The sequence below is a fragment of the Catenulispora rubra genome (genome assembly GCF_015356825.1).
In the GTDB taxonomy this organism is placed as follows: Bacteria; Actinomycetota; Actinomycetes; order Streptomycetales; family Catenulisporaceae; genus Catenulispora; species Catenulispora rubra.
The window spans coordinates 22775-33891 of sequence record NZ_JAACYW010000106.1 but is presented as its reverse complement, the minus strand read 5'-3'; the positions used below and the strand labels follow the sequence as shown (position 1 = coordinate 33891).

The 11117-nt window shown below is 72.1% G+C and carries 8 protein-coding genes; 2 read left to right on the top strand and 6 right to left on the bottom strand.

The window, feature by feature from the left end; all coding sequences use genetic code 11:
* Positions 1–336 precede the first annotated feature (336 nt).
* Positions 337–3234, top strand: coding sequence for an AfsR/SARP family transcriptional regulator (locus GWK61_RS26580; protein ID WP_194912397.1), 2898 nt, complete (start codon positions 337–339; stop codon positions 3232–3234).
* A gap of 62 nt (positions 3235–3296) precedes the next feature.
* Complete coding sequence (paaI, locus tag GWK61_RS26575; protein WP_369125612.1) at positions 3297–3740, top strand: hydroxyphenylacetyl-CoA thioesterase PaaI; 444 nt, start codon at positions 3297–3299, stop codon at positions 3738–3740.
* On the opposite strand, the gene GWK61_RS26570 is transcribed toward paaI, so the two are convergent.
* Genes GWK61_RS26570 through GWK61_RS26545 form a run of 6 tightly spaced genes read right to left on the bottom strand, consistent with a single transcriptional unit; the run spans position 3683 to position 11057 of the window.
* The gene (locus GWK61_RS26570; RefSeq protein WP_194912394.1) at positions 3683–5086 is read right to left on the bottom strand and encodes a KamA family radical SAM protein; all 1404 of its coding nucleotides are present in this window, start codon (positions 5084–5086) and stop codon (positions 3683–3685) included. The two genes, paaI and GWK61_RS26570, sit on opposite strands and share 58 nt — an antisense overlap.
* The gene (locus tag GWK61_RS26565) at positions 5083–6834 is read right to left on the bottom strand and encodes a class I adenylate-forming enzyme family protein (protein WP_194912389.1); all 1752 of its coding nucleotides are present in this window, start codon (positions 6832–6834) and stop codon (positions 5083–5085) included. The genes GWK61_RS26570 and GWK61_RS26565 overlap by 4 nt, the downstream gene beginning before the upstream one ends.
* Complete coding sequence (locus GWK61_RS26560; RefSeq protein WP_194912386.1) at positions 6831–8219, bottom strand: flavin monoamine oxidase family protein; 1389 nt, start codon at positions 8217–8219, stop codon at positions 6831–6833. The genes GWK61_RS26565 and GWK61_RS26560 overlap by 4 nt, the downstream gene beginning before the upstream one ends.
* Complete coding sequence (locus GWK61_RS26555; protein ID WP_194912385.1) at positions 8216–8443, bottom strand: acyl carrier protein; 228 nt, start codon at positions 8441–8443, stop codon at positions 8216–8218. The genes GWK61_RS26560 and GWK61_RS26555 overlap by 4 nt, the downstream gene beginning before the upstream one ends.
* Entirely contained in the window at positions 8440–9840 is a 1401-nt protein-coding gene (locus GWK61_RS26550; RefSeq protein ID WP_323747763.1) for an amino acid adenylation domain-containing protein, read from the bottom strand. The genes GWK61_RS26555 and GWK61_RS26550 overlap by 4 nt, the downstream gene beginning before the upstream one ends.
* Positions 9837–11057: an acyl-CoA synthetase family protein gene (locus GWK61_RS26545; RefSeq protein ID WP_194912383.1), complete on the bottom strand. Its 1221-nt coding sequence runs from the start codon at positions 11055–11057 to the stop codon at positions 9837–9839. Before GWK61_RS26545 ends, GWK61_RS26550 begins: the two co-directional genes overlap by 4 nt.
* Positions 11058–11117 lie beyond the last annotated feature (60 nt).

The following is an 11117-nucleotide window of genomic DNA, read 5'->3' as shown; positions in this document are numbered from 1 at the left end:
AGTCACAACCCCTCGGATCCGCCCGGGGCGGGCGAGTGCGGGCCCTGATCGCGACCACCTCCCGTCACCGGGCGGTCACGCCGACGGGGCACTCTGACCTGCGTCAGTGTACTGTGACAGGCGCGCCGCGCACAGACTGCCCAGGTGCTTCGAACGGCTGTAGCATCCCGACAACGAGGCGTCGGACGGGTCCGGCGGGCGGGGGACTCGTCGGCGTCGGTGCGCGGACGCCCGGGTCGGAACGAGTGGGTGCGGTGTGGGGGCTGATCATCGTCGCCTTTCGCCGTCGTCGCCGTTTTTCGACGCGGGCCTCGGCGTTCTCGGGAAGGTGCTGCTTTGTTGGAGATACGCCTGCTCGGGCCGGTGGAGGCTTGGGCCGGTGGCGACTGTGTCCCGCTCGCGCCACTCGAGCGGGACCTGGTGGCCATCCTGGCGCTGTCCTGCGGGACGGTGCTGTCCACCGACCGGATCATCGACGGACTGTGGGGTGGGCGACCGCCGGTCGGGCCGAGGTCGCGGGTGCAGGGGCTGGTCTCGACGGTGCGCCGCAAACTCGGCGGCGCGCTCGTCACGCGGCATCCCGGCTATCTGCTCGATCTCCCCAGGGAGGCGAGCGACCTGGGCATGTGCGAGGAGTACGCACGGCGCGCGCGGCGGGCCGAGAACGGGGCGGACAGCGCGCGCTGGCTGCGGCAGGCGCTGGACCTGTGGCGGGGCGCGCCGCTGGACGGGGTCTGGGCGCCCGGCACCGCCGCGGACCGGGTGCGGTTGTCCGAGCTGCGGATCGGCCTGCTGGAGCAGTACTTCGAGGCCGAGCTCGGACTGGGCCGGCACGCCGAGGTGGTGGGCGACCTGGCCGCCGCGGTGTCGGCCGATCCGCTGCGCGAGCGGCTGGTCATCCAGTTCATGACCGCGCTGTACCGGTGCAACCGGCAGGCCGACGCGATCCGGGCCTATCAGGTCGTGCGGGAGCGGCTGGCCGACGAGCTCGGCGCGGATCCGTGCCTGGAGCTGCGCGAGCTGCATATGCGGATCCTGCGAGGGGAGCGCGGCGAGCGCGGCCAACTTGGCCAACTTGGCCAACTAGGCGAGCGCGACGAGCGCGATGCGTGGAACGAGCGGACTGAGCGCGGCCACAGCGAAGAGCGCGCGGAACAGAGCCCGATCACCCCAAGTGATGCCGAGCTCCTGGCCGCCTTCCTTCCCCGCCCCAGGGCATCTGAGAACCTTGCGATATCCGAGCACCCGGCGACAGCCGAGCTTCCCGCTAAACCTGAGACGCTGAGGACCCCGGAGCCGATCCAAGAGCACCACCCCGCGCAGATGCCCGCCAGCGCCGGCCATTTCTTCGGCCGCGAAGCCGATCTGGCGACCCTCACCGCCGCACTGCCCGGACCTGACGACGAGCCCCAGATCCTGGTGGTCTCCGGCGCCGGCGGTCTGGGCAAGACCGCGCTGGTCGTGCGCTGGGCGCACAGCGTCGCACGCCGCTTCCCGGACGGGCAGATCTTCATCCGCCTCGGCGGTGCCAGCCAGAGCCGGGGCCAGGGTGCCGACTCCACCGAGATCCCCTCCGCGGGCTCCGTCCTCGGCACGATCCTGCTGGCCCTCGGCGTCGGCGCCGACCGGCTCCCGGTCAGCGCCGAGGAGCGGGCCGCGACGTACCGGACGCTGGCCCACGGCAAGCGGATCCTGATCGTGGCCGACGACGTCCAGACGGTCGGCCAGCTGCTGCCGCTGGTCCCGCCGACGCCCGGCAGCCTGCTGGTCGCCACGTCCCGCACCAGGCTGACGTCGCTGGCCATCCAGCACGCGGTGCGCACCCTGACCGTCGAGCCGCTGGCCCCGGCGGCCGCCGCCGAGCTGATGCGCGCGATCGTCGGCGCGGACCGGCTCAGCGGCGAGGGCGCGGAGGAGGTGGTCCGGCTGTGCGGCGGCTGGCCGCTGGCGATCCGGATCGCCGGGGCGACCCTGGCGTCCCGGTCGCGGCAGTCGCTGGTCTCCTTCGCCGACGAGCTGGCCGAGGGCGTCGACGTGCTGTCGGTGGCCGACGACGCGCGCACCGTGCGCGCCGCGCTGGCCGAGGCGCACGCCGGGCTCGACCCGGCCGCGATGCGGCTGTTCGGCCAGCTCGGCCTGCTGCCCGGGGCGTCGGCCTGCCTGCAGCTGGCGGCGGCGGTGGCCGGCGTCTCGGCGGTGCGCGCCCGGCAGCTGCTCGACCAGCTGATCTCGGCCAACCTGGTGGTGGAGACCGGCTCGGACCGCTACTGGTTCCATGACATGGTCCTGCGATACGCCCGGCAGTGCGGCGCGACGCTCCCGGACCGGGAGGTGGTCCAGGGCCGGATCGTCCGCTGGTACCTGCAGGCGTACGAGGCCTGCGCGAACCTGACGGCGCCGGAGCGGGACTGGCCCGCCTCCAACGGCCCCGACGACTGGCTGCCGTTCCGCGGCGACGATCCGTCCGGGTTCCTCCGGGCCGAGGCCCCGAGCCTGCCGGCGGTGGCGCGCTGGGTCGTCGACACCGGCGACGGGGAGTCGGCCTGGCGGCTCGCGGCCGCGGCCCACGCGTCCGACCCGGCCGTCCCGGCGCAGGTGTGCGCGGTCGGGCTGGAGGCGGCCGTGTCGCTGGGCGATCCGCGGGTGCTCGGCGAGGCGCACGCACAGCTCGGCACCGCCCTGCTGGCCGATCCGTTGCAGTGGGCCCAGGCCGACATCCACCTGACTCGGGCCACCGAACTGCTCGCGGCGGACTCCGGAGGGCTCGCCTGCACCGCCGCCTTCGGCCTGGGCACGCTGCGGGCCCGGCAGTCCCGGCTCAGGGAGGCCGGTGCCGCGCTGGAGCGCGCGCTGCGGACCCTGTCCTCGGGCCGTGAGCCGCTGGCGTACGCGATCGTCCTGCTCGGCTACGCCGACGTGCTGGTGCGCAGCGGAGCCGAGGAGCGCGGCCGCGAGCGGTTCGCGCAGGCGCTGATCCTGTGCGAGGTCGCGCTGGGCGGCGGTTTCGACCAAGGCAGGGTCCTGCTCGACCGGCCGTTCAACGACGGGCTGCTGGCGGCCGAGCTGAGCCGCGCGCTGGAGTCGCTGCGGCCCGCCGTCCCGGACCGAGTGCTGGCCGGGACCCTGATCAGGCTCGGGCTCAGGCTTCGGTTATGGGCCGCGGAACTGGTCGAGGTCGATCGCGTCGAGGCCGATCGCAACGCCGAGACGTTGCGGCTGGACTCGCGGATATGAGTGTTCAGACTGCTCAGCGACACCCGACAGGAGACGACGTGGTACTCGCGCACGCCGAGGCGATGCACGCCAAGGACCTGACCTGCAAAGCGCTCGGCATCGCATTGGAAGAGGTCGAACCGGGCCGGGCCGTGCTCACTATGCAGGTCGCCGGCGACATGGTGAACTGTCACGGCATCGGGCACGGCGGCTACGTGTTCCTCCTTGCCGACTCGGCGTTCGCTTACGCGTGCAACTCCTACGGCCCGGTCACCGTCGCGCAGACCGCGCAGGTGACCTTCCTGCAGCCGGTCCGGCCCGGCGATCTGCTGGCCGCCGAGGCCGTCGAGCGGGCCCGGCAGGGCCGCACCGGGCTGTACGACGTGACCGTCACCCGGCGGGACGACGGCGCCGTGGTCGCGGAGTTCCGCGGCCACAGCGTCACGCTGAGCGGAAACCCGTTCGCCGCTCAGCCGGTGCCCGAGTTGGAGTCGGAGTCGGAGTCGGAGTCGGTGCCGGAGCGATAGCGTTCCGACCACCAGCGTCGGCCGGCTTCCGGGAGCGAGTGGATCGGGTCGTAGTAGACACCGCCTCGCTCAGCGGCGTCGTCGTCGATCCGGTACTTCTTGTCCCACCGCGACACGCCGAGCTCCCGGTCGTACTCGCCGACCATGTGCACCCAGCGCTTGCCGACGAACGGCACGTCGCACACGATCCTCGGCGTGGCGTACCCGGGCAGCCAGCCCATGATCGAGTCCTGAAGCTCCTGGGCGCAGGCCACCGAGACCCGCCAGTGCTCCGCGTTGGGGATCATGTCGCACATGTAGAAGTAGTACGGCAGGATGTTCGCCTCGTCCTGCAACGCGAAGCACAGATCCAGCAGCTCCGTCCCGGTCGCGTTCACCCCGCGCATCAGGACCCCCTGATTGCGCACGTCCCGCACCCCGGCGTCGAGCAGGGCCCGCGCCGCCGCGGCCACCAGCGGCGTCACCGACGCCGCGTGGTTGGCGTGGGTGTGCACGGCGAGGTTGACCGACCGCGCGGCCGCCACGCCGGCCACCCGCGCCACGCCGGCCAGCACCTCCGGCTGGAGCCAGTGCTGCGGCAGGCCGACCACCGCCTTGGTGGCCAGCCGGATGTCGCGGACCGACTCCACCTCCAGCAGCCGGAACAGGAACGACTCCAGCCGGGGCCAGGGCACGTTCGCGACGTCGCCGCCGGAGACCACCACGTCCCGCACGCTCGGCGTGCGCTTGAGGTAGTCCAGCATCGCCTCCTGGCGGTCCGCCGACCGCAGCGCCAGCCGGGTCTTCGCCACCTGTGGCGTGGACGTGCCGACCAGGTCCATGCGGGTGCAGTGCCCGCAGTACTGCGGACACGTGGACACCAGCTCGGCCAGCGCCTTGGTCGGATAGCGGCGGGTCAGGCCCTCCACCACCCACATGTCCGCCTCGTGCAGCGAGTCGCGCTCGGCGTGCGGGTGGCTCGGCCAGTCCGGTTCCCGGTCCGAGGCCACCGGCAGCAGGTAGCGGCGGACCGGGTCGGCGAGGAAGGACTCGTCGTCCGGCGGCGCGCCCGGGACCATCGTGTTCAGCATCTGCGGCGGGATCAGCATCGCCATCGTGGCGTACCGGGTCTGGTCGGCGGCGAGGTCGGCGTAGAACCGGTCGGTCAGCAGATCGCCGAGGACGGCGCGCAGCTGCCCGGCGTTCTTGACACTGTGCGTCCGCTGCCACGTGGCGCTGCGCCACTCGGCCTCGGTCACCTCGCGCCAGCCGGGGAGCCGCCGCCAGTCCGGTTCGGCTAACGCCGACCGGACGTAGCGGTAGCCCTGGTCGCCGGATTCGACGGCCACCACGGGGTCTGCGTTCATCGGGGAGTCTGTGCGGTGAACAGGGTGGCGAACCGGGTTCGTAGCTCCCGCTTGAGCACCTTGCCGGTGGGGCCGAGCGGGTAGTCCCGCGGGTCCCGCGCGACGCGCACCGCGGCGAGTTCCGTCAGGCCCGCCCCGGCGAGCGCCTTGTTCGCGGTCTCCAGCAGCGTTTCCTCGGTCACGTCCGCGGCACCGGCCTGGAGCCGGACCATCGCGGCCGGGACCTGGCCGCGACCCGACGGTCCCGGCACGCCGAACACCGAGCAGTCCTGGACCAGCTCGTCGCAGTCGGCCAGCAGGATCTCCTCGATCTGCAGGGTGTATGCGGGCCCTGACAGGGTGTCGATGACGTCGACCGTGCGGTCCAGGTGGTAGAAGTTGCCGTCGGCGTCCTTGTAGGCGACGTCGCCGGTGAGCCAGAACCCGTTGAGCATGAACGACTTCGTCAGAGCCTCGTTGTTCCAGTAGCCCGGGGTCAGGGACGGCGACTGGATCGCGAGCAGCCCGACGGTGCCGTCCGGGACCTCCGCGCCGTCCTGGTCCAGCACCGCCGCCCGGGTCACGGTCTCCAGCTTCTTGCCGACGCAGCGGTCGTTGCGCGGCACCTCCGGGGTCCAGACCTGGCCGAAGTTCGCCATGCCCATCTCGGAGGACCCGAGGCCGTCGACGTACTGCGAGCCCGGCAGCGCTGCTTGGGCGGCCGCCTCCGAGGGCAGCAGCCAGGGCTTGATCAGGCCGGCCGGGCGCTCGCCGAGCGTGATCAGCCTCCTGATGTGGCCGTGGTGCGCGCTGTCACCGGTGTTGAACCAGGAGTGCACCTTCGCCGCGCCCTTCACCGGCAGCTCGCCGGTGGCCAGCTCGACGAACGTGCGCGGGAACGAGGCGATCATCGTGGGCTGGAACGCCTCCATCACCGGCTCGACGCCCTCGCGGGTCCAGCTGCCCATCACGACGGTGGGCAGGCCGAGCAGCGTCGCGGTGAGGAAGTAGCTCAGGCCGCCGGCGTGGGTGTGCGGCATCAGCGACATGAGCTTGTCGTAGGGCTCGGCGGGGAAGCGGGTCATCCGGGGCTGCTTGCCGTCCCAGAACTGGCGGTGCGCCAGGATCGTCGACTTCGGCGTGCCGGTGGTGCCCGAGGAGTGGATCAGGGCCACGACATCGTCGTGCTCGTGCTTGTACGGGTACTGATCCGGCAGCGCGGCGTGCCCGGCGTCGAAGGCCTGGACCTCGGCGGCCAGCGCCAGGAACCCCGGCCGGCGCTGCGGGTCCTTGCGGTAGGCGGCGGCCAGGCCGGTGGTGTCGAAGGCCACGACGCCGACGACGCCGACGTGGTCCAGGTAGCGGACCATGATGTCCGGGCGCATCGCGTCGTTGATCATCGCCGGGATCGCGCCGAGCGCGGACAGCGCCAGGAAGTGGATGATCGGCTCCAGGCCCTCCGGCACGACGATGCCGACCGGGTCGCCGGGGCGCACGCCGTTGGCGTTGTACCACTTGGCATAGCGGTCGCGCAGCGCCGCCAGATCGGTGAGGCTGTGGCCGCGCAGGACCACCCGGCCACGGTGGTCGGTGCTGTGGCTGAACGCGAACGGCACGTCGCGGTTCGGGTTCGCCGCCAGGGCGTGGTCCAGGAAGTTGCCGGCGCCCAGATCGGGCTCGGTCATGAACTTCTCGCGAACCGCCATCGGGGCGATGGGGCTGGGGCGGGAGCTCTGGCTCGGCGCTGCGGCGGTGTTTTCGTCGCTCATCGCGACCTCCTGGAGGGCGTTTCCGGTGTGAAGGAAAGGATTTCGGTGGCAGCCCGATGGCCGGAGCGGATCGCGCCCTCCATCAGGCCGAAGAACTCGGTGCTCGTTTCGGTGCCGGCCCAGTGGATGCGGCCATGCGGGCCGCTGAGGCTGGGACCGAGGGACATCCAGTCGCCGGGGCCGAACAAGGCGGCGTAGCAGCCGCGGCTGTACGGCTCGTTGACCCAATCGGTGAGGTGGAAGCTGATGGGTTCGGACAGGAACGGGAACAGGCGCGCGGCTTGCGCGACTGCCGACGCACGCTGCTCGGAGGGCGGAAGCGCGGCATAGCGGTGCGCTTCGGCGCCGGTGACGAAGCCGGTCAGGACGCCGACGGTGCCGCCGCTCGGCGAGTCGTCGACGGTGGACAGCAGCGGGCCGCTCACGTTGACCGACCAGCCGGACAGGCCGTGCTCGCGCCAGACCGGTGCCGGGTAGACGAGGTGCACCTTCACCGCGCAACCCGGCGCCGTGTGCGAGGTGGCACGCGGGACGGGCAGCGTTGGGTCGACGTCGATCGCGTCGGCGAGGACCGGCGGGACGGCGACGATGACGGCGTCGGCGTGGTGTTCGGCGGTGTCAGTCCAGACGGTGACGCCGGTGTCGGTGGCGTGGATCCTGCGGACGACTTCGCCGAACCGGACATCGAGGCCGACGGCAAGACGCTCGCAGAGCTGGTGCGCGCCGCCGTCCACGCGGTCCTGCTGGGCGCCGCCCTCGAAGGCGTTGAGATAGCGGAGACCGCCGCCGGAGCGGAGGTAGAAGGCCATGTGCAGGACACTGATATCGGCGGGGTCGGCGGCCATCATCTCGCCGAGGAAGAGCGGGAAGAAGCGCCGGGCATCCGGGTGTCGCAGGTTGCTGTCGACCCACTGCGCGACGGTGGTCTTGTCGAGTTCGGCGGCGCCCGGGGTGAGCCAGGGTGCCTCGGGGCGCACCAACGTGGTCAGATCGGCGAGTAAGTCGAAGAGCTCGCCGAGTGCTACCGCGTTCAACGGCGGGAAGCGGCCCGGCCGAGTTTCGGCAGCACGGCTTTCGGCAGCATTGTTCTCGGCAGCACTGTTTTGTGCGGTGCCGAGTTCGAACCGGCTGTCCCCGACCATCCCGGTGGGACAGGTCTTCAGATCCAGCGCGGCGAGCAACGCGTTCAGCTCGGTATGCCGGTCGCCGAGATACGCCGCGCCGGCATCGACCCACGCGCCCGGCGCGACCTCGATGCCGCGCGTGCGTCCGCCGACCCGGTCGCGAGCCTCCAGCACCGTGACCTCGACCCCGGCTCCGGCGTCGGCCAAGCGGCGGGCGGCGGACAGCCCCGCCAGCCCGGCACCGATGATCAGGACCCTCATACCCGCTCCGCGCTCTCGGCGACGCGCTCGGCCAGGGCGCCGGGGGTGGCGGCGAGCAGGAAGTCGTCGAAGGTCAGCTCGACGCCGGTGGCGCGGGCCACCGCGCTCAGCACGCGGGTGCCGAGCAGGGAGTCGCCGCCGAGGTCGAAGAAGTCGCTGTCCGGGGTCACGTCCGGGGTCTCCAACACTCGCCGGAAGATCTCAAGCGTGTCGTCGACGGTCATCGCGGGTTCTCCTTCGGTGCGTAGCGCCGGTGCGTGCCCGCCCGGTCGACTTTCCCGCTCGCGGTGTGCACGAGTTCGGGGACGAACGTGATGCGGCTGGGCACCAGGTGCGCGGGCACCCGCTGCCGCAGCCAGCCGAGCAGGTCGGCGCCGCCTTCGAGCGCCGGGTCGGGCGCTTGATCGGGTGCCGGACCGGGCGCGGCGACATAGCCGACCAGGGCGGTCCGCCCGGCGAGCGTCACGCCGGTCACCGCCGCGGCGGCCACCGACGGATGCCGCGTCAGGTGCGCCTCGACCTCGCCCGGATCGACCCGGACGCCGCGGATCTTGACCTGGTGGTCGATGCGGCCCTCGTGGAAGAGCAGGCCGTCGGGACGGCGGCTGACGCGGTCGCCGGTGCGGAACCAGCGGCCGTCCGCGCGCTCGATGAACCGTTCGGCGGTGGCCTCGGGCCGGCCGAGGTAGCCGGAAGCCAGCGCCGGGCCGCCGATGAGCAGTTCGCCGGAGTCCTCGATCAGCTCCCTGACATGGGGCAGCGCCCGGCCGATCGGCACCCGCTCGGTCATGGGAGCGTCGAGCTCCACGGCGTGCGTGATCATCGTGGTCTCGGTGCAGCCGTAGGTGTTGAGCAGCCGGACCGCGCCGGTGTCCAGTCGGTGCCAGTCGGCCAGCCGCGCCGGTGCTGCCGCCTCACCGCCGATCACCACCAGCCGCAGACAGTCCGGCAGCGAAGCGTCGTCCTCGGCCAGGTGCCGCACCAGCTCGTGCCAGAACGCGGTCGGCAGATCCAGGACACTGATTCGCCGCTCGTCCACCATCCGCAGGAAGCGCCGGAAGGAACCGGTGTGCGCCTCGTCGTCGAAGACGAGCGCCGCGCCGACGGTGAGTGTCGGCAGGATCTCCTCGAAGCAGGTGTCCCAGTTGAGTGACGCGAACTGCAGGACGCGGTCGTCCGGAGTCAGTGCGAACAACTCGACCAGTGCGGCAGCCGTGACGCCGAAAGCCTCGCCGGGAGTCAGCACCGGCTTCGGCTCGCCGGTCGATCCGGAGGTGAACAGCACATACGCCGGACCGGCCACCGGCTGGCCCTGCGCCGCGGCGTACATGGCCTCGACGCGCTCCGCAGGGAACGACGGATCGATCGGCATGTACGCGCCGCCGGCCGCGAACACGCCGAGCAGGCCGATCACCGTGTCCGGCGCATGCGTCGCCGGGACGCCGACCACGCCGGGATCGGATCCCAGGTCCCGCGTCTTCGCGCGGACCAGCGCGTCGAGATCGGCGTAGCTGAGCGACTCGCCGTTGTGCACGATCGCCGGCCGGTCCGAATGCCTGCGCACCGCGTCGCCGAAAGCCTTCATCAGATGCAGATTCGGATTCAGATTCACGTCGCTCACGAGTGCCGCCGCATCACGAGATCGGCGGCCCGGCCGGTCCGCTCGTTGCTGATCACGCTGTCCACCAACCGCACCGCCAGCGCCTCCGGATCGTTCCGGAACGCCGTGCAAGCCCGACCGATCGCCGAGGCGAGGATGTGCGTGCGCACCCGTGCGGCCAGATCCCCGGCCGCGTCGCGCGACGGCACGACCAGCACCTCGGCGGTCGCGCCCCGGGCCGCGTGCTCGGTGATCACCATCTGCACCCGCGACACCCCGGGCTGCCCGGCGACGTCCGCGACCAGGCCGTCCACGTCGAGCAACAGGCCGCGGAACTTCACCTCTCCCATCCGCCGGCCCAAAACCCGCAGCGCGGGTCCGGCCTGGCCGCAGGGGCAGGACACCCACTGTCCCGCGTCGCCGGTCCGGAAGCGCAGCACCGGGTTGAGGCCGTGCGGCTTGAGCGAGGTGACGTCGAGCATCTGGTCCCGTCCGACGTGCACCAGCTGCGAGGGCAGCGGATGCCAGATGTCGGCGGCGCACTCGGGGGTGTTCGTGCCGATCACCAGGGTCTCGGCGCCGCCGAACAGACCCCAGCGCTGCGCGTCCGGCGCCACGTACGCCAGGTCGTCGTCGATCGCCGGATCCCACTCCTCGCCGAGCCAGATGATGCTGCGCAGCGTCGGCAGTTTCAGGCCGAGCTCGCGGGCCCGGGCGAAGATCGGCCGCAGTGCGCCAGGGGCGCCGCCGAAGGAGGTGACGTCGCGGTCGGCGCAGAACTCCAGCCAGTAGCCGATCTCGCCCTGCTCGACCGCGCCGAGCCCGAGGACCGTGCAGCCGGCCAGGTCGGCGTAGACGCCCATGAGGTAGTGCGCGTCCCACAGCCGGCCCGCGGCCCAGCCGTTGACGAAGACGTCCGCCGGCCCCAGTGGCTTCCACCGGTCGTACACCTCGTTCATGTACAGGCCGGTCGGCGCGTATCCGAGCTCTGGCAGACCCGTGCCGCAGTCCCGCTGGAACGACCACGTCGCGCCGGAGCGCGCCTTCGGCTTCAGATGCGCCAGTGCGACGCTCAGCTCGTCCCGGCCGGTGACCGGGACGTGGATCAGGTCTTCGAGGCTGTCCAGGGCCACGACGTCGCAGTAGCGGTCGGCCAGCGCCGGGACGGAACGCAGCCTGGCCAGGGTGGAGCGCACGGTGTCGAGTGCGTCGGGCTCCGTGGAGGGGAACTCGGGCAACATAGGCGGCATACCCCGATCTGGCTGCGGACGAGGACTGCGTCGAGCGTTCCAACCCGC